Annotated in this window: 15 protein-coding genes, 1 tRNA gene, 1 other RNA gene and 1 pseudogene; 8 read left to right on the top strand and 10 right to left on the bottom strand. The window is 71.1% G+C overall.

Annotated features, from left to right (window positions below):
- Positions 1–52 precede the first annotated feature (52 nt).
- The 3 genes from GA0070618_RS11805 to GA0070618_RS11795 form a co-directional block, all read right to left on the bottom strand.
- Positions 53–1,717, bottom strand: a complete 1,665-nt coding sequence (locus GA0070618_RS11805; protein ID WP_088981676.1) for an ABC transporter substrate-binding protein — start codon at positions 1,715–1,717, stop codon at positions 53–55.
- A 319-nt stretch (positions 1,718–2,036) separates the two neighbouring features.
- The gene (recR, locus tag GA0070618_RS11800; RefSeq protein ID WP_088981675.1) at positions 2,037–2,630 is read right to left on the bottom strand and encodes a recombination mediator RecR; all 594 of its coding nucleotides are present in this window, start codon (positions 2,628–2,630) and stop codon (positions 2,037–2,039) included.
- 8 nt (positions 2,631–2,638) lie between these two features.
- Positions 2,639–2,947 carry a YbaB/EbfC family nucleoid-associated protein gene (locus GA0070618_RS11795; protein ID WP_222433135.1) on the bottom strand — a complete coding sequence of 103 codons (309 nt, stop codon included), beginning with the start codon at positions 2,945–2,947 and terminating at the stop codon, positions 2,639–2,641.
- 159 nt (positions 2,948–3,106) lie between these two features.
- On the opposite strand from GA0070618_RS11795, the gene GA0070618_RS11790 reads away from it, so the two are divergent.
- Complete coding sequence (locus GA0070618_RS11790) at positions 3,107–4,162, top strand: DUF2332 domain-containing protein (protein WP_088981674.1); 1,056 nt, start codon at positions 3,107–3,109, stop codon at positions 4,160–4,162.
- A gap of 63 nt (positions 4,163–4,225) precedes the next feature.
- On the opposite strand, the gene GA0070618_RS11785 is transcribed toward GA0070618_RS11790, so the two are convergent.
- Together GA0070618_RS11785 and ffs are read right to left on the bottom strand one after the other, a co-directional pair.
- The gene (locus GA0070618_RS11785; RefSeq protein WP_088981673.1) at positions 4,226–6,715 is read right to left on the bottom strand and encodes a DNA polymerase III subunit gamma and tau; all 2,490 of its coding nucleotides are present in this window, start codon (positions 6,713–6,715) and stop codon (positions 4,226–4,228) included.
- 111 nt (positions 6,716–6,826) lie between these two features.
- Positions 6,827–6,916, bottom strand: an RNA gene (ffs, locus tag GA0070618_RS11780) — signal recognition particle sRNA small type.
- A gap of 81 nt (positions 6,917–6,997) precedes the next feature.
- On the opposite strand from ffs, the gene GA0070618_RS11775 reads away from it, so the two are divergent.
- Positions 6,998–7,082, top strand: a tRNA-Ser gene (locus tag GA0070618_RS11775).
- 139 nt (positions 7,083–7,221) lie between these two features.
- Here GA0070618_RS11775 and GA0070618_RS11770 read toward each other — a convergent pair.
- The 3 genes from GA0070618_RS11770 to GA0070618_RS34680 form a co-directional block, all read right to left on the bottom strand.
- The gene (locus tag GA0070618_RS11770) at positions 7,222–7,473 is read right to left on the bottom strand and encodes a hypothetical protein (protein ID WP_088981672.1); all 252 of its coding nucleotides are present in this window, start codon (positions 7,471–7,473) and stop codon (positions 7,222–7,224) included.
- The gene (locus GA0070618_RS11765; protein ID WP_088981671.1) at positions 7,473–8,660 is read right to left on the bottom strand and encodes a helix-turn-helix domain-containing protein; all 1,188 of its coding nucleotides are present in this window, start codon (positions 8,658–8,660) and stop codon (positions 7,473–7,475) included. The genes GA0070618_RS11770 and GA0070618_RS11765 overlap by 1 nt, the downstream gene beginning before the upstream one ends.
- Before the next feature lie 225 nt (positions 8,661–8,885).
- Positions 8,886–9,188, bottom strand: a complete 303-nt coding sequence (locus GA0070618_RS34680; RefSeq protein WP_414467604.1) for a DivIVA domain-containing protein — start codon at positions 9,186–9,188, stop codon at positions 8,886–8,888.
- Positions 9,189–9,426: 238 nt separating this feature from the next.
- Between GA0070618_RS34680 and GA0070618_RS11750 the strand changes: the two genes are divergently transcribed.
- Positions 9,427–9,609 carry a hypothetical protein gene (locus GA0070618_RS11750; protein WP_088985465.1) on the top strand — a complete coding sequence of 61 codons (183 nt, stop codon included), beginning with the start codon at positions 9,427–9,429 and terminating at the stop codon, positions 9,607–9,609.
- A 128-nt stretch (positions 9,610–9,737) separates the two neighbouring features.
- Positions 9,738–10,204 (top strand): annotated as a pseudogene (locus tag GA0070618_RS35520) (DUF5956 family protein).
- A gap of 328 nt (positions 10,205–10,532) precedes the next feature.
- Here the strand turns inward: GA0070618_RS35520 and GA0070618_RS11740 are convergent.
- Positions 10,533–11,813, bottom strand: coding sequence for a DUF418 domain-containing protein (locus GA0070618_RS11740; protein ID WP_231931709.1), 1,281 nt, complete (start codon positions 11,811–11,813; stop codon positions 10,533–10,535).
- A gap of 106 nt (positions 11,814–11,919) precedes the next feature.
- Between GA0070618_RS11740 and GA0070618_RS11735 the strand changes: the two genes are divergently transcribed.
- The gene (locus tag GA0070618_RS11735) at positions 11,920–12,657 is read left to right on the top strand and encodes a TetR/AcrR family transcriptional regulator (RefSeq protein WP_197701750.1); all 738 of its coding nucleotides are present in this window, start codon (positions 11,920–11,922) and stop codon (positions 12,655–12,657) included.
- A gap of 134 nt (positions 12,658–12,791) precedes the next feature.
- Here GA0070618_RS11735 and GA0070618_RS11730 read toward each other — a convergent pair whose 3' ends face one another.
- The gene (locus tag GA0070618_RS11730; protein ID WP_088981666.1) at positions 12,792–14,561 is read right to left on the bottom strand and encodes an NAD(P)/FAD-dependent oxidoreductase; all 1,770 of its coding nucleotides are present in this window, start codon (positions 14,559–14,561) and stop codon (positions 12,792–12,794) included.
- 345 nt (positions 14,562–14,906) lie between these two features.
- On the opposite strand from GA0070618_RS11730, the gene GA0070618_RS11725 reads away from it, so the two are divergent.
- The 3 genes from GA0070618_RS11725 to GA0070618_RS11715 all read left to right on the top strand — a co-directional run bounded on the left by GA0070618_RS11725 (position 14,907) and on the right by GA0070618_RS11715 (position 17,230).
- Positions 14,907–15,875 (top strand): NAD-dependent epimerase/dehydratase family protein, encoded by a 969-nt coding sequence (locus GA0070618_RS11725; RefSeq protein WP_088981665.1) that lies wholly within the window; start codon positions 14,907–14,909, stop codon positions 15,873–15,875.
- A 207-nt stretch (positions 15,876–16,082) separates the two neighbouring features.
- Complete coding sequence (locus GA0070618_RS11720; RefSeq protein WP_088981664.1) at positions 16,083–16,697, top strand: hypothetical protein; 615 nt, start codon at positions 16,083–16,085, stop codon at positions 16,695–16,697.
- Between the two features lie 32 nt (positions 16,698–16,729).
- Positions 16,730–17,230 carry a hypothetical protein gene (locus GA0070618_RS11715; protein ID WP_088985463.1) on the top strand — a complete coding sequence of 167 codons (501 nt, stop codon included), beginning with the start codon at positions 16,730–16,732 and terminating at the stop codon, positions 17,228–17,230.
- The last annotated feature ends 161 nt before the right edge of the window (positions 17,231–17,391 follow it).

Raw genomic sequence — 17,391 nt, 5'->3', positions numbered from 1 at the left:
GGGATGCGGGCGGGCGCTGTGATCAGCGCCCGCCCGCGTTCCTTGCGTCAGGTCAGGACTTGAACTCGGCGGTGGAGTACCGCTCGTCGGTCAGCGGGCTCGCCTTGACGCCCGTCACGTCCTTGCCGAAGACGATCGCCGGCGGCGAGTGCGAGATCGGCACACCCGGCAGGAAGGTCATGATGTCCGCGTTCAGTTCCTTGTACAGCTCGACCCGGGCACCCATGTCGGCGGTGGTGTCGGCCTTCTGGAACTTGTCGAACAGCGGCTTGTTGTTGAAGCCCCACTCGTCCTTCGGCCGGTCGAACATGGTGCCGATGAAGTTGTAGCCGTCGCCGTAGTCACCGGTCCACCCGAGGAAGTGCAGGTCGTGCGCGCTGCCCGAGGTGGTGGCGTTGAGGTAGTCCGGGCTCCACTTCAGCGGGATCGGCTGGACGGTGATGCCGACCGCCTTCAGGTCCGCCGAGAGCAGCTCGAAGATGTCCTTCGGGTTCGGCATGTACGGCCGGGTGACCTCGGTCGGGTAGTGGAACCGCAGGGTCAGGTTCGACGCGCCCGCCTCGGCCAGCAGCGCCTTGGCCTTCTCCGGGTTGTAGTCGTACTTGGTGACGTTGCCGTTCCAGCCCTCGACGGTGTCCGGGAAGAAGTTCTCCGCGACCTTCGCGCCCGGGGGCAGCTTCGAGTCGACCAGCGCCTGCCGGTTCAGGGCGTGCGCGATGGCCTGCCGGACCTTGACGTCGGCCAGCTTCGGGTTCCCCTTCTGGTTGATCGCCAGGTAGAGGATGTTGAAGGCCGGACGGGTGAGGACGTTGAAGCCCTCGCCCTTCAGCGGCTCGACGTCGGCCGGGCCGACCAGGTCGTACCCCTGGATGTCACCGGAGCGCAGCGCCTGCTTGCGCGCGTTCTCGTCGGAGATGGTCTTGAAGATCAGGGTCTTCAGCTTGGCCTTGGTGCCGGCGTAGTCCTCGTTCCGCTCCAGGGTCAGCGTCTTGTTCGCGATGTCCCAGGACTTGAACTTGAACGGACCGGTGCCGGTCGGGTGCTCCGTCGCGTACGGGGGGTACTTGATGTCCTCGGCGGTGCCCCCGACGGTGCTCGCCTGGTACTGCTCCAGCGCCTTGGGGCTGTGCATGGAGAACGACGGCAGCATCAGCGCGGCCGGGATCTTGCTGGAGACCCGGGTGAAGGCCAGGTCGACCGTGGTGGCGTCCTTGGCGGTGCAGGACTTGAAGAGGCTCGGCGGCAGTTCCGGGTCCTCGTTCTTGGCGAAGCCGCCCATGACGTCCTGCCAGTACGGGGTCACGTCCGGGCTCTGCATCAGGCCGGTGGCGTTGTACCAGCGGTTGAAGTTGACGCAGACCGCCTCGGCGTTGAAGTCGGTGCCGTCGTGGAACTTCACGCCCGAGCGGAGCTTGAAGGTCCAGGTCGTGCCGGCCGCGTCCGGCGTCCAGGACTCGGCCAGGCCGGGAGTCACCTTGGTGCCGCCCTCCTCCGGGCGGACCAGGGTCTCGAAGACCTGACGCGCCATGCGCAGCGACTCACCGTCGCTGGCAAAGCTCGGGTCGAGCACCTTCGGGTCTCCGGCGACGCCGAAGACGAGAGTGTCCTTCTTGCTACCGCCGGAATCGTCGCCGCGGTCACTCTCGGCGCAGCCTGCTACCGCGAGGGCCGCGGCCGCGACGGCCGCCAGCGCGACCTTCGACCTGGGTGCACGCATGGGTGCTTCACCTCGTCCTAGGGGGTACGGACAACCTGGTGACAGGGGTCACCGATGGCGGTGACCTTAGCCCCCGTTCGGACTTCCCCGGAACTATTGACGAAGCTGTTGGTACCGGATCGTGTCTTTACCGCTGCGACGCGCGCCGGACGGGCCCGTTTTCCGCCCTGGAATGGGTTGGTTCGCCCCGGTTCACCTATACGAATTTGTTACATCGAATGTCGAGCCCGGTCGGGCCATGTCAGACCTGGACGGACCGGTCCCACCACAGTGGACCGACGTCGCCGGAGTGGGCGACGCCGGTCCACGGCGGACGGTCTCAGACGGCGCGACGCCCCTCGAACGCGCGCCCCAGGGTGATCTCGTCGGCGTACTCCAGGTCGCCGCCGACCGGCAGGCCGCTGGCCAACCGGGTCACCGCGATACCCATCGGCTTGACCATCAGGGCCAGGTACGTCGCGGTCGCCTCGCCCTCGGTGTTCGGGTCGGTCGCCAGGATCAGCTCCCGGACGGTGCCGGTGCCGAGCCGGGCCAGCAGCTCCCGGATGCGGAGATTGTCCGGGCCGATCCCCTCCAGCGGGTTGATCGCCCCGCCGAGCACGTGGTAGCGGCCCCGGAACTCACCGGTCCGCTCGATCGCCACCACGTCCTTCGGCTCCTCGACCACGCAGAGCACCTCGTCGGTACGGCGCGGGTCACGACAGATCCGGCACTGCTCGGACTCGGCGACGTTGTAGCAGCTCGTGCAGAACCGCACCAGCTCCTTGACCTTGCGTAACGCCCCGGCCAGCCGGTTGACGTCGGCCGGATCGGCGGAGAGGACGTGGAAGGCGATCCGCTGGGCGCTCTTCGGGCCGACGCCCGGCAGCCGTCCCAGCTCGTCGATCAGGTCCTGGATGGCACCCTCGTACATGCAGCGACTCAGAACCCGGGCAGGCCGAGGCCACCCATGCCGCCGGCCACCGGGCCCATCTTCTGCTCGGTCAGCTCCCGAGCCGCCTCGGTGGCGTTGTGCACGGCCGCGACCACGAGGTCCTCCAGGGTCTCCACGTCCTCCGGGTCGACCGCCTTCGGGTCGATCCGGATCGCCTTGAGGTCCCCGGAGCCGGAGACGGTCGCGGTGACCAGGCCACCACCGGCGGTTCCGGTCAGCTCCGCCTCGGCCAGCTCGGCCTGTGCCTTGGCGATCTGCTGCTGCATCTTCTGCGCCTGCTTCAGCATCTGCTGCATGTTCGGCTGTCCACCTGGGCGCACGGATGGCTCCTTCTCGCACTCGTCCCACTCGGCCGCCGCCAGCCTAACCGCTGTGAGCAGCCTCGCCCCGCGCGGTGCTTCCCGCCGCGTCGCGTTCCGTCGCACGATCAGGCGAGCCCACCGGAGGGAGCGCCGATGACCCGGGAACAGGCCGCCACGGCCATGGAACAGCAGGCCAGCGCGTGCGCGCGGATGGCCGCCGGACTCTACGCCGACCTGCTCGTCCGGGCTGCGGCCGACGTCCGGGCCGGCGGGCCGTGCGCCACCGTCATCCAGGGGTACGAGGGCACGCCCGCCGATGCGGCCCTGTCGCTGCGCCTGCTCGGCGGAGTGCACGCCCTGACGCTCACCGGGGCCGCCCCGGAGCTGGCCCGCTACTACCCGAGCGCCGGTGGGACGTACCGGCCGACGGACGCGGACGCCTGCTGGGCGGCGTTCCGGGACACCGTCGCCGGTGCACCGGACACCCTGCGGCAGTGGCTGCGCCGCCCGCCGCAGACCAACGAGGTGGGGCGGGCGAACCTGCTGCTCACCGGTCTGCTGTACGCCCTCGCCGAGCTGGGCGACCTGCCGGTACGCCTGGTCGAGCTGGGGGCCAGCGGCGGGCTTAACCTGCGCGCCGACCGGTTCCGGGTCGAGGCGGACGACTTCGGCTGGGGACCAGTCGACTCCCCGGTCCGGCTGCCCGACGCCTGGCGAGGGGCGGTGCCCGGCTGGCTCCGGGACGCCGCCGGGGCGTACCCCGAGATGACCGTGGTGGAGCGGCTCGGCTGCGATCCCGACCCCCTCGACCCGGGTGACCCGGCGGACGCGCTCGCGCTGCGGGCGTACCTCTGGCCGGAGCACACCGACCGTGCGGCCCGGCTGGCCGGAGCGTTGGAGCTGGCCGGACGCCTGCCGGTGCGGGTGCACGCCGCCGGGGCGGCCGATTTCCTCGCCGGCGTCGACTCCCGCCCGGACGTCCTCACCGTGATCTGGCACTCGGTGATGCGGCAGTACGTGCCGGCCGACGAGTGGCGGCGGGTCAACGCCGAGATCGACCGGCTGGCCGGCAGCGGGGCACCGGTCGCGCACGTGTCGTTCGAGCCGATGGAAAACTCCCGCTTCCAGCTGCGGGTCCGGCTCGGGGACCGCCCCGAACGGCTGCTCGCCGAGGCGCATCCGCACGGCCTGCCCGCCTGGCTGCCCTGACCGGCACCGCGCCGCTACCGGCCTGACCGGCACCGCGCCCTAGCGGTCTGACCGGCGCTGCGCCTACCGGGCGTCGACCTCGTCGATCTTCTCGGCGCCGAACACCTCGCGGAGCAGCTGCACCGCCTGCTCCTCGCTGGACTGCCGGGCGGTCTTCTCGTCGATCACGTCGTCGAGCGGCTCGTCCCCTGGGTCGAAGCCCTCGTAGCTCGGGGCGGCCGGCTGCGGGGCGGCAGCCCCCGACGGTCCCCGGCCGGCCGGCGCGTTCGCCCGGCCGCCGCCCAGCGGGCCGTCGTAGTCCGGGTCGTAGGGCGGCTCCCCGGCGAACTCGTCGTCGGCGGTCTTCCGTGCTGGTGCCTCGGTACGCGTACCCCGACCGGCTGCGGCGGCCCGCGCGGCGGCGAGCGCACTGCTCACCGAGGCGGCACCGGTCCCCCCGCCGGCAGGGGCCGGCGGCGGCGTGGACGCGGCGGGCCGGGAGGCCGGTACGGCGCTGTCGGCGGCCCGGGGCGGTGCTGGTGCGGACGACGCGGTTCCGCCCGGGGCGGCCGGTGCGGATCGCCCGTTCGGGGTGTCCGACGAGGTGGCGGTCCCGCCGGGCCGGGCAGGTTCCGGCCAGTCCTCGGCCCCACCGACGGCTGCACCACCACCCGGACGGGCCGGTTCCGGCCAGTCCTCCTCGGCTGCGGCCGATCCGCCGCCGGTCCCCGCAGGGCGGGCGGACGGCGTCGCGCCGGACGGGCCGGACCGCTCCGGAGCAGCCGGTCGGGCCGCCGACGGCGACGGGGTGGGCCGGGTGGGTGGGGGTGCCGCGGCAGCCGGCCGGGACACGGCGGATGCCCGGGAGCCGCCCCGCTCACCGGCCACCTCGCACCGGATCTGCCAGCGCCCGCCAAGTTCCTCGTAGAGCGCGTCGGCGAGCACCTGGGCGTGGTCGGTCAACATCCTGGCCAGGACCGCCGACTTCACGGTCAGCACCAGGGTGTCGCCGTCCAGGTCACGGACGACCGCGTCACGCATCAGCGCGGCGATCTTCTTGTGGCTCCGGTTGACCTTGCCGACGACGTCGCCCCAGACCCGGCGGACCGAGACCGCGTCGACCGTCCCGGAGGGCGGGGCGTCGGGGCGGGGCGGGGCGGGGGTGACCGGATCCGGCATCACCGCCTCCGGCGGCACCGCCCGGTGTGATGCGGCCGGCGGGGAATCGGCGGTCGGCGTCCGCTCCGCGTCGGCGGCCGGAGCGCGCTCCGCAGCGGTGCCCCGCGACGGCGCAGGTGCGCCCCGGTCGGTCACCGGAGCCACCGGGGCGGGTGCGGGTTCCGGGCGGGCCGGAGCGGCGGGCTCGGGATGGGCCGGCGCGACGTCGGCGGCGGGAGCGGCGGCGGGGATGCCCAGGGTGAGCCGACGTTCCATCCGCTCCAGGCGTTGCAGCAGGCCACCGGCGGAGTCGTCGACGCCGGGCAGGAGCATCCGGGCGCAGATCAGCTCCAGCAGCAGCCGGGGGGCGGTGGCGCCGCGCATCTCGACCAGGCCGTTGTGCACGATGTCGGCGCAGCGGGACAGCGTCGCCGGGCCGAGCCGCTGGGCCTGTGCCGTCATCCGCTCGATCTGGTCGGCCGGCCCGTCGATCAGGCCCTTGCCGGCGGCGTCCGGCACCTGCTGGAGCACGATCAGGTCGCGGAGACGTTCGAGCAGGTCGGACGCGAACCGGCGGGGGTCGTGCCCGGCCTCGGCCACCCGGTCGACGGTGGCGTACGCCGCCGCGCCGTCCCCGGCGGCGAGGGCGTCGCACATCTCGTCGATCAGCGCGGCGTCGGTGACGCCGAGCAGGGCGGCGGCCCGGGCGTAGCTGACGCCCTCGGGCCCCGCCCCGGCGATGAGCTGGTCGAGCACGGAGAGGCTGTCCCGGGCGCTGCCACCACCGGCCCGGACCACCAGCGGGAAGACCGCCGGGTCGACCGTGACCCCCTCCGACTCGCACAACTGCTCCAGGTACGGCCGGAGCGTCTTCGGCGGGATCAGCCGGAACGGGTAGTGGTGGGTCCGGGACTTGATCGTCCCGAGGACCTTCTCCGGCTCGGTGGTGGCGAAGATGAACTTGACGTACTCCGGGGGCTCCTCCACCAGCTTGAGCAGGGCGTTGAAGCCGGCCGACGAGACCATGTGCGCCTCGTCGATGACGTAGATCTTGAAACGGCTGTTGGCCGGGGCGAAGAAGGCCTTCTCGCGCAGTTCGCGGGCGTCGTCCACGCCACCGTGGCTGGCCGCGTCGATCTCGATGACGTCGATCGAGCCCGCGCCGTCGCTGGTCAGCGACCGACACGAGGCGCACTGCCCGCACGGCTCCGGTGTGGGTCCCTGCTCGCAGTTGAGCGAGCGGGCCAGGATCCGGGCGCTGGAGGTCTTGCCGCAGCCCCGGGGGCCGGAGAAGAGGTAGGCGTGGTTCAGCCGGCCGCTGCGCAGCGCCTGCGACAGCGGCTCGGTCACGTGCTCCTGCCCGATGACCTCCGCGAACGTGCGCGGCCGGTACTTGCGGTAGAGCGCCAGTGCCACCCGTCCCGCCTCCTCTCGACCGAGCCATTCTGCGCCGGCCTGCCACGGGTGACCACCCACCCCGCCGGCCGGACGCCGACGACGGGAGACGTTATCGGGCACCGAAGACGAAAAGGCCTCCCGTGCACCCGGCAGAGCTCGCTTATCCTTGCTGCCTTCCGGCCCTGGGGAGGTTCACGAGGTACCGCCGCACGGGAGGTGCACCCAGCCTACCCGACCCCGTGACGATCTTCAGGGGGTGGTGGGGTGAACGAGCCGGACGGGACCTGTATCCTGTTCGACGGAGGATTCGCCTAGAGGCCTAGGGCGCACGCTTGGAAAGCGTGTTGGGTTCACACCCTCACGAGTTCGAATCTCGTATCCTCCGCTCTGAGCAGCGCAAACGACAGGGTCGGTCCCACGGGGACCGGCCCTTCGTCGTCCCCAGGCCTGATGATCCACTCGATTTCGGCCAAGTCGGTGTCTCACAGGTCGCGCATACCCCCGTTCGCCACACCCGAGTCGCCTCAGCGCGGCAGCCGGCGGGTGCACTCCCCGTCATGGTCCGGGCGGAGCAGGCAACGCCGACCGTTGGGCAGTTGCCCCGGGCAGAAGGCCGGATGCCGTACGACCGGCTGGTCGACGGTGGCGACCGTGGCCTCGTCGCACGCGACCAGATTGTGGAAGCTCAGCGAACGGGCGATGACCCGGGCGACGCGTACGGCGGTGGTCAGGTCGTCGGCCGCCACCGGCAACTGGATCAGGAAACGGCGGCCCATCAGGCGACCCCGAGGGTGGTGGCCAGGTGCGCGACGCCGGCTGCGGCGGGCCTGCCGCGTACGACGGCGGCGACGACCGTACGGGCTGCCGGTCGTGACCGGGTCTCGGCCGGTGCGGTGCGGTCGGCGTCGACCAGAGCACGGCCGGCAGCGGCCAGGTCACCGACCTGGAGGTACGCGCGGGCGATGTCGATCAGGTACGCGGCGCGGTGTCCGGCCGGGAGTCGTCGCCACTGGTCCCGGCGGACGGCGTGCCCGTGCCGGGTGATCGCGTCCTCGGAGTCGCCCAGGTCGACCGCCGCCACCACCCGAGCCAACTCGACGGTGGTGGGTCCAAAACACGTCCACTGGTGGTCGTGACCTTCACCGACCAGGTCGGCGATCCCACCAGCCCGGTCGGTGAGATCGTGGACGGTGCGTCTGTCGTCGCAGCGGGCAGCGGCCAACGCCGCCTGGAGCAGCAGCGTCCCGAGCACCGACAACTCGCCCAGCGTGCCCTCGTCGTACGGCATTGGCGTGATCCGGGGTGCGGCGGCGAGTGCCGCTGCCATCGCGAGCTGATTCCGGCCGAGGGCTCGTAGCGCCTGGGCGAGGGGAATCGCCGCGACGGCAGAGAGCAGCCGGTCACCTCCAGCAGCCGTCACCGCTCGGTCGGCGGCCAGCCAGGCGAGGTCGGCCTCCCCGAGTTTGACCAGCACCGACGAGGTGACCCGGTACACCTGCACCAGCAGGCCCGCCGCACACTCCGGCTGCGCCGCGTGAGCGCGTTGGGCATCGGCGAGGAGACCCGGCAGCATCCGCAGCAGGCGGAAGTAGTGGGCGTGCTGGTAGGTCAACCAGGCATGCCCCACCCGCCGGCTCAACTCCACGACCGGCGGTGCCGGCCGGCAGTCGGGGTCGTACGGGGTGAAGTCGTAGCGGGCGAGGGCGGCCCGCACCGGATCGACGCCGCCGGCGCCGGTGGCGGTCGACGGCGGTGTGGTGCGGCCGAGCAGCACGACCGGGTCGACGCGAAGCACCTCGGCAAGGTCCTGGATGACCGAGAACCGATCGAGGGCACGCACGCCCCGTTCGACCTTGTCCACCCAACTCTTGGACTTGCCAAGCCGGTCGGCGAGCATCTGCTGCGTCATCCGCCGCCGGATCCGCCACTGTGCGACCCGACGCCCGATCGGCAGCTCATCCACGCTCACGACGCCACCACCGTCCCGTCGTCCGGGCATGTTCGTCGAGCCAGTGCCCACGGTTGACCGGCAGGCGGTACCAAACCTGGCACGGCAGGTCGGCACCACACCGACACACCCGCCGCCACCTGCGCCACGACCACACCGGCCGATGCCGGTCGGCCAGCAGGACCGCCGACGCCACAACGAACCCGTTGGACGGACCGCGTCCCGCCCGGCCGTCGTCGCTCATCGGTGCAGGGCGTAACGGTCGCGGGTACGGGCCTGCTCGGACTGCCAGCGCCGCAGGGCGTCCTTGATCCGTACGGTCTCGCGGCGAGCCCGCTCGGCCGCCTCCTGGGCCTCGGCCAGTTCGAGCGCGACCCGGTCGAGGAAACGCCGCACGTCCTCCGGGTCCAAGCCGCGCCGACCGAACCGGGTACGCCGGAACCGACGGTCACGCACCTGGACTGGGAGCAGCGGCACGCAGTACCGAGAGCGGTACGGCGATCCATCGGGCCGCCGATGCCGGGCGGTACGACGACCGAGCAGCCCCTCAACGAGATGTCTCACGGGAACCTGCCTTTCGACATGCGCCAAGAGGAGGGGCGGGTCCGTCCCCGGGTCGGGCTCCCGAGGACGGACCCGCGACGCCGAACCGCACAGGGGGAAGAAGGCGGTGCGCCAGCACATGCCCTACCTTGACTCATGACTACAGCACCAGTCAGGAGGCCAGAGCATCTTGTCTCACGACCCGCTGACGGGTGCCTACGGTCGAGATGTGAAGTTGATGGGAGCGCATGAGATCCGGATGCGGCTGGGCGGGATCAGCCGCCAGCGGGTCTACGCGATCACGTCACACCGCTCCTTTCCTGCGCCGATCGCCGAGTTGCAACAGGGCAACGTATGGCTCGCCGAGGACGTCGAACGCTGGGTCCGGAAGCACCGGCCCGAGCTGGCCGACGAGGAGTAGGGGCGCTCCGCCTGCCGGGCACCAACCACTGGCACTCTGCCGCAAGTTGCCGTAGCTAGCGCCTGAGCTGCGAAAATGCGGGATGTGGCCAGCGGTATCGCCGGCATTCCGCAGCGTGGAGGAGTCCCATGTCCAACGACCAGCCGGCCACCACCACGCCCGTCTGGGACGACGTGCCCACCCGGGATGACCCGCCCGGCGACGGCTACTACGAGCTGACCGAGAACGGGTGGGGTGCCATCATCGGGTGGCTCAGCGGCGTGGACCGCATGGTGCGCTGCCCGGACCGTCTCCCCCATGTGGTCACCGAGGTGTGCACCGACCGAAGCGGGACGCGGAAGAGGACTCTCCCCGCTCGACGGAGGACCAGCAGATCATCGACGACTACATCAACGAGTACCTGGGCGACGCGGGGATACCCAGCCGCCCGACCGGGTGGCGGTGGTTCCTCAGGCTCCCGTCGGGATACACCGGCCCGCGGATCGAGTCCCTGGTGATTGCGGGCGTGGGGCGTCTGCCGGCCGACCACGTACGTCCCAGTCAGCTCGCCCCGCGCATTCGCGAGACGCTCCAGGGCATCTACGGCAGCAGGTAGCACGGGACGCGGTGTGCCGCCTCCCCAGCCGGCGGCGCCCGGACGCTGCGTCCGGGCACGCCGACCCAAGCTGATCCGCTCGACTTGCGGTATGTCGGGGTCTCCGGGCCGCGCGAGACCCCGACATACCGCAATCGGAGTCGATCAAGGGAGCGCCCCGGGCCGACCGGCCAGCGGTCGGGCCGGAGCAGGCTGCCCCGCCAGCGGAGGCGTCCCTGCGCACCGGTACGACCGGGCGCGCCTGCGACGAGTTTCAGCCGCAGGCCGCAGGGGTTGTCTGCTGGCCAGGGTGTGGCGAGCAGACAACCCCTGCGATACCGACTCCCCGTCAGCGCGGTTCGGGCTGGCGGAGCCCGCCGCCGGACTGCTCCACCGGGGGTACGCCAGCGGCGTGCACAGGATCGACGTGCGACGGCACGGTCGTCCCGCCCGGATCGGTGGGCGGGACGACGAGGGCCGGGCGGCGGGCGTTGGTGAGCCAGCGCAGCGCCCACTCGACCGGGCCGTAGCGGAACCAGCGCAGCCAGAGCTCGCTCACCACCAGTTGAGCCCCGAACACGGCCAGAGCGAAGGCGAAGAGCGCCAGTGGGGAGAACGTGCCGGCGAGCCCGAACCCGATGCCGGTGAAGGTGAGCAGGCCGGCCACCGACTGGCCCAGGTAGTTGGTGAGGGCCATCCGCCCGGCCGGGGCGAGCGCGGCCCGGACCGCCGCCGTACGCGCACTGTGCATGACCCGCAGCAGCGTCGCCACGTACGCGGCGGCCAGCAGTGGAGCTGTCGCGACACTCGCCGCCACCCCGAGGGTGTTGCCGTTACCGCCGCTGGCGGCGTAGACGATCGACCCGAGCAGCCCGACCGGGAAGCCGATCCACTGGATCCGGCGCAGCACGGGCTCGCTGCCGGAGACCCGGCTCAGCCACTGCCGACGACCGGCGACCATACCGAGCAGGAACAGACCCAGCGCGGTCGGGCCCTGTAGGGCCACCGCCTGGATGAGCAGCAGCGGCAGACCCGCGATGTGCTCCTCGATGTTCGACTCCCAGCCGCCGAGCAGCGCCCGCGTCGCCTCCTCGCCGTTGGCCAGCGCCTCGGCCTCGCTGGGCAGGAACGCCGAGCGGTCCACGAGGACCGCACTCGCGACCAGGCTGACCAGCACGAGAGCGTAGAGGCCCACCGCGATCCGGATCGCCGTACGGTCCTGCACGTTGCGCAGCAGGAGCAGCGCGAGACACGCCACGGCGTACGTGGTGAGGATGTCGCCGCCGTAGAGGAAGACGGCGTTCAGGGCACCGAGGACGAAGAGGCCACCGATCCGGCGGAGCATCCGTGCCGGGAAAGCTGCGCCGGCGCGGCTCGCCGCCGCCATCTGGAGGGTGAAGCTGTACCCGAAGAGGAACGAGAAGAGCACGTAGAACTTCATGTCGACGAAGACGGAGGAGAGCGTGCGGACCGCATCGTCGAGCCCCGAGGCGAAGTCGGGGTCGGTCACCAGGTTTCCCGGATAGCCGGAGGCCATGAAGGTGACGTTGACGACGAAGATCCCGAACAGCGCGAAGCCTCGGACCGCGTCGACGTCGAGAAGACGTCTGACTGGATTCGGTGTAGTCACAATCCACCTCCGGTGATCTCTGTATCCCGCACAGTGTATGCAATACAGAGTCGCCAAGATCTAGGGTGAGCACAAGGCCCCTGGGGGTGGAAGCGAGGAGTTGACCGTGACGGAACGCAGACTTCCCCCCGTGGTGGCCCGCCTGTGGGGCCGCGAGGCCAGCCCGAGGTACGGCCCCCGGCCCAGCCTTGACCTGGGAACAATCGTCGACGCCGCGATTCGGATCGCCGACCGCGACGGCCTGGAGGGGGTGAAGATGAGCAGCGTCGCCGCCGAAGTCGGGATGGCGACAATGTCCCTGTACCGCTACGTCGGCAGCAAGGATCAACTGCTGATCGTGATGGCAGACGCGGCCTCGCCCGAACCACCGGCGCTCCACGACCGGGGCTGGCGTACCTACCTGGCCGACTGGACCCGGGCCAACCGGGACTTCCTGCTCAGCCGGCCCTGGTTGCTGGCACTCGGCCAGCACACGCCGCCCGCCGGACCTCGGTCGCTGCGCTGGCTCGACCGCGCGATCGCCGCACTCGCCGACACCGGCCTCGGCTACGGCGAGCGGCTCCACATCGCGGCCACCCTCTCGGGCTACGCCATCCGGCAGGCAGCCCTGGCCCACGCCCTGAACCGCACGACCGACGCCACCGACTCGATGGTGGGGCTGGCCGAGTACGCCGACGTCCTCGGGCAGGTTCTCGACCCGGACGGTTACCCGGAGCTGACCGCCGCCGTACGCGCGAACGCGTTCGGCGTCTCCGAGGAGTGGGTCGACGACGCCGACTTCACCTTCGGGCTCGATCTGCTCCTCGACGGCATCCAGGCACTCATCGCCCGTGGGAGCAGATGAGCCAGCTGGTCCTGGACCTCAGGGTTGCGGCATGTCGGGGCATCCGTGACCCGCGATACCCCGACATGCCGTAACTGGAGTTGATCAGGATCATGCTCGCCCTGGTTCGTGTGCTCGCCCGGGGTTGCCGGTGGTCAGGTGGCTGGGTTGATCTGGAGGAAGCCGGTGACGCACATCCGCTTCACCAGACGCGTCTGCGGCGGGCTGAGGCGGGCAGCGATCTCGCCGTACTTGACCGGGCCGCCGCTCAACAGGGCCCACAGCTCGTCCACCCCGTCCCGCTGCGGGTCGGCGTCGATGGTGGTGCCGTGGGGGTCGTCGGTGGAGTAGATCCGCCGGCACGGGATCGTGTCCCGCAGCGGCGACGGTGCCGAGGCGGCGTTGGTGATGGGGTTGCGCCAGTAGTCCGCCATCCCGTCGAGGATCACGGGCGGGAGCTGGACGTTCGCGGGTGGGTTGGTCGCCTTGAAGCCCGGCACGACGAACGTGACGCTGTCGCGGATCGCCGTGGTGGGGGCCAGCGCGACGACCGCGTCGTCGGTGAGGTCGGCCGGCTCGGCGAGGGCGCTCGCCGCCAGGTACGGGCCGGCCGCGTCCAGGTCCTCGACCTTCCGGCTGCCGTGTGTCATGACCTCCAGCAACGCCGGCTGGAAGGCGGTGTTGAGCAGCGCGTCGAAGGTCTGCTCACGGATACCGAGGTCAGCCCCCGTGCCACGGGTGTTCCAGTAGATGCTGCCCGGGTTGTTCTTCGCGATGGCGTGGTACCACTGGTCGATCATCAGCGCGAACGTCTCTGCGGTGCCGTGCCACTTCGCGTTGTAGTCCAGCCACAGCTGGCGCTGGTCGGTCTCGTCGAGACTGCCGTCGGTCGTCTTCTGCAACAGCAGGGCGGCGGTCGCCGCCTGGGTCAGGGCCACCGCGACGCCCGAGGAGAAGAGCGGGTCCACGAAGAACGCGGCGTCGCCGACGAGCAGGTGCCGCTCGTCGTAGTCGGCGAACTCCTCGCTGACCCGGGAGTAGTTGGTGGCGGTCAACATGTTGTCGGCGACCGGCACGGCATCACCGATCAATTCCTTGAGGTACGGCACCTGGCGCACCGTTTCCAGGAAGGTCTTCTGGTCGGTGAAGTCGCGATCCGGTTCCCGGAGCACGGCCGGGTTCGTCACGATGCCGATCGAGTGGGTCAGGACCCGCCGGCCGTCGATGACCTTCGGCACCGGGATGTACCAGCACCAGCCGTCGCGGAAGGCGAAGCAGCCGATCGGGGAGAGGTTGTCCGCGGTGAAGATGTTCCAGTCCGCGACGAGGTTCTGGGTCTGGCCGCAGTTGGTGAAGTGCTGCCAGATCGCGATGTTCTTGAAGTTGGAGAGCCAGCCGCGCTTGTTGCGGGCCGCCGAGACGCTGCTCTGCCGCCCCGAGGCGTCCACGAAATAACCGGCACGCACCGCCCGGTCGTCGCCCAGCCGCACCAGGCCCCCGCGCCCGTCCGGCTCGTACGCCGTCACCGACACACCCTGGAACACGTCCACGCCCACGTCCGCCGCGTGGTCCAGCAGGATGTGGTCGAACTCGGCCCGGTTGACGTGCATCGTCCACCGGTGCACGCCGTCCCGCTCGAACAGCACGTCGTCGAAGCGGGCGATGCTGGGCCGTTCCGGGTCCCAGGAGAAGATGCCACCGAACTTCTTCACCCAGCAGGGGCTGGCGAGGACCTTGGCCAGCGCGCCGCTCTCCTGTAGCGCGGGAACAACGGGGTGGGCGAAGGACTCGCCGATGTGCTCGCGGGGAAAGACCTCCCGGTCGAAGATCGCAATTCGCAGATCGGTGCGTTGGGCGATCAGGGCGCCGAGGGTGGACCCGGCCGGGCCACCGCCCATGATCACGACGTCGTAGTACTCCCGCACGTGTTTGACCTCTCGTTCGCTGGTACACGGTATGTGCCCGGTGCTGCGGTGCCGGAAGGAGAAATGGTGCGCGAAGTGCATTTTCTTGCAATGCCCAGATTCTGGGACGACGAAATACGCCGCCGCCAATATATCAACCTGGACCTATAGGATTGGATTGGATTTCAACAAATTACATGCGCCGCCAAACCGGCCAGATCTGCTCGAATCCGCACCTGTTCCAGTGGATCAATTGCGGCTCCGGCAGCGCCGCCGTCCCGCCCGGCCCGATTCGCCGGGGCGGCCGGCGTTCTGCCCTGCGCCAATCGGCGGACACGACCCCGGCCCACGTGCTCGGCTGGTCACATGCGGGTCGTGGTGCTGGGTGGTACGGAGTTCATCGGGCGGCGGGTGGTCGAGCGGCTGGTCGGGCGGCACGACGAGGTCGTGGTGGTCCACCGGGGCCGGACGGAGCCCGAGGACCTCCCCGACTGCGGGCACCTGCACGTCGACCGGCGCGACTTCGCCGAGGTCGCCGACCGGGTGCGCGGGTTCGCGCCGGACGCCGTGGTCGACTCGTACGCCCTCACCCGGGCGGACGCCGACTCGGTCCTGCCGTACCTGCCCGACGTGCCCCTGGTGCTGCTCTCCAGCGTGGACGTCTACCGAGTCTGGGAGTTGCTCCTCGCCGACGACGACACCCCGCTGCCGGCGCCGGTCACCGAGGACGCGCCGCTGCGGCGGGGGCGCTTCCCGTACCGGGGGCAGGGCACCGGGCTGGACGACTACGACAAGCTCGACGTCGAGCCGGCGTACCTGGCCCGGGGCGGCACCGTACTCCGCCTCGGCATGGTCTACGGCCGGCACGACCAGCAGCGACGGGAGGAGTTCGTGCTGCGACGGGTCCGGGCGGGGCGTGCCCGGATCCCGGTCGGCGCGGGCGACGCCCTGATCACCCGCCTGCACGTCGACGACGTGGCCGGGGCGGTGCTCGCCGCTCTCGACCGGCCGGAGTCGGCCCGGGGCGAGCTGTTCAACCTGGGTGAGGCGGTCACCTATCCGGTACGGGGCTGGCTGCGGCTGATCCTGGACGCGGCCGGGCACGATGCCGAACTGGTTCGGGTGCCCGACGAGCGGGTGCCGGACGACCTGTGGTTGACCCGGCGGCTGGCCCAGCACGTGCTCGTCGACAGCGGCAAGGCCGGTCGGCTGCTGGGCTGGCGACCGGCGGATCCGGCGACGGCGGTGGCCCGTTCGGTGCGCTGGCACCTGGACCATCCGCCGGCGGACGCTCCGGCCGACTTCACCGCCGACGATCGCGCACTCGCCGGTTGACCCGGGCCTCCGGTCGGTCACCACCTTGCTCCGCAGGTGGCCGCTTCCGCCCCGCCCCGTCGGTAGCACGAACGGGGCAGCTCCAAAGCGACTCCGAAGCGACCCTCCCCCGCCGCCGACATCACGCTGGGTCACCGGGTACGCCCGGATGCGGTTTACTGACGACGTGATCATCGACGCCTCCGGGCCGGCCGTGCGCCGTACCGCATGAGCTACCAGCTCAGTGCGGTCGTCGCCGACGTCGAGTTGCTCGCGGAGCAGACCGGCGAACTCGACCACGCCGTCCTCGCCGCGCTCCGGCAGGACTTCGCCCTGCTGCCGGTCACCCCGCAGTTGGTGGAGGAGCTGACCGGGTCGCTGCCCGACTTCGCCGTCGAGGAACTGGGCCCGCAGCGACCGTTCCGACTCGTGCTCTCGGCCGCGCTAGCCGAGGTGTTCGCCCGCTGGTCGCGGCGGGGTCCGGTGGCGTACCTGGAGGCGGAGTTCTCCGGCGGGACCGGACGACAGTCGGCGGTGGTGTGGCTGGACGGAGCGGTCACCTGGGGGCCGTGTTTCGACGCCCTCCTCGACCGGCCCCGCGCCGAGTGGCCGATCAACACCGCGCTGGTCCGGATCGGGGCGGAGCCCGGTCGCTGGATCGATCCCTTCGCCGAGCTGGGCCTGCATCTGGAGGGGAGCACCGACGGTTGGTTGGCACACGGGCGACGACGCCTCTCCGCCGATTACTGGGATGATCTGGCCGAAGAGTGGGAATACCGGCAAAACGCCCCAGACCAGCAACCTTGGCGGCCCGGTGCCGTTGGGGACTGGGGGATTTCATGACTTTGCGGCAGTTCTTGTTCATCGCGGCATTACTGACGGCGGCCTCGATCGCCGGAAGCGGTAGCCGTCCACATGCGCCGATCGGCCCGGCGGAACCGATCGGACCGGTCGCCGACGAGGTGATCGACCTGCACGGCCTCGCCGGGGTCGAGTTCGGCGACAGCCAGCGGGAACTGGCCGAGCGGGGGATGCTCCAGGAGACGGCCGAGTCCTGCGGCCCGACCCTGGTCGGCCACGAGACGGTCAGCCCGGTCTTCTACGACGACCGGCTGGTGCTGCTCTGGGTCAGCGCCCCTGTCCGGACCCCGGAGGGGGTCACCGTCGGCACGCCGCTCGGCGAGCTGCGGTCCCGCTTCCCGTCACTGACCCGGCTCGACGCTCCAGAGGGGACGTACCGCTTCGACGGCCTGCTCGCCCAGCGGGGCGACCGCGCGTACCTCTTCCTCCACGACGGACGGACGGTCCGCAAGACGATCGCCGGTTACGCCGACTACGCCCAGCGCCTCTTCGACGAGGGCCACGGCCCCTGCTGAGACGCCGGTAGTCCCGGCCTCCGACCGGCAGCTCACCGCGACCGCCGGCCCGTGGCGTGGCCCTCGACCGGCCTGACCTCGATATTCCGGGTGCGGGCCCGGGGCGTCATGCGACGATCGCGCACTACGCGGAGGGCGCCGCCGACCCGGCCGGCCCGGCC

It is taken from the genome of Micromonospora echinospora, assembly GCF_900091495.1.
GTDB lineage: Bacteria > Actinomycetota > Actinomycetes > Mycobacteriales > Micromonosporaceae > Micromonospora > Micromonospora echinospora.
The sequence above is the reverse complement of the archived record's forward strand: the minus strand, read 5'-3'. Positions and strand labels throughout refer to the sequence as shown.

Bases quoted from the DNA above. Each gene is read 5' to 3' on its own strand.
- GA0070618_RS11805 (WP_088981676.1), bottom strand. From the start codon at position 1,717: ATGCGTGCACCCAGGTCGAAGGTCGCGCTGGCGGCCGTCGCGGCCGCG.
- recR (WP_088981675.1), bottom strand. From the start codon at position 2,630: ATGTACGAGGGTGCCATCCAGGACCTGATCGACGAGCTGGGACGGCTG.
- GA0070618_RS11795 (WP_222433135.1), bottom strand. From the start codon at position 2,947: ATGCAGCAGATGCTGAAGCAGGCGCAGAAGATGCAGCAGCAGATCGCC.
- GA0070618_RS11790 (WP_088981674.1), top strand. From the start codon at position 3,107: ATGACCCGGGAACAGGCCGCCACGGCCATGGAACAGCAGGCCAGCGCG.
- GA0070618_RS11770 (WP_088981672.1), bottom strand. From the start codon at position 7,473: ATGGGCCGCCGTTTCCTGATCCAGTTGCCGGTGGCGGCCGACGACCTG.
- GA0070618_RS11750 (WP_088985465.1), top strand. From the start codon at position 9,427: ATGGGAGCGCATGAGATCCGGATGCGGCTGGGCGGGATCAGCCGCCAG.
- GA0070618_RS11725 (WP_088981665.1), top strand. From the start codon at position 14,907: ATGCGGGTCGTGGTGCTGGGTGGTACGGAGTTCATCGGGCGGCGGGTG.
- GA0070618_RS11720 (WP_088981664.1), top strand. From the start codon at position 16,083: ATGAGCTACCAGCTCAGTGCGGTCGTCGCCGACGTCGAGTTGCTCGCG.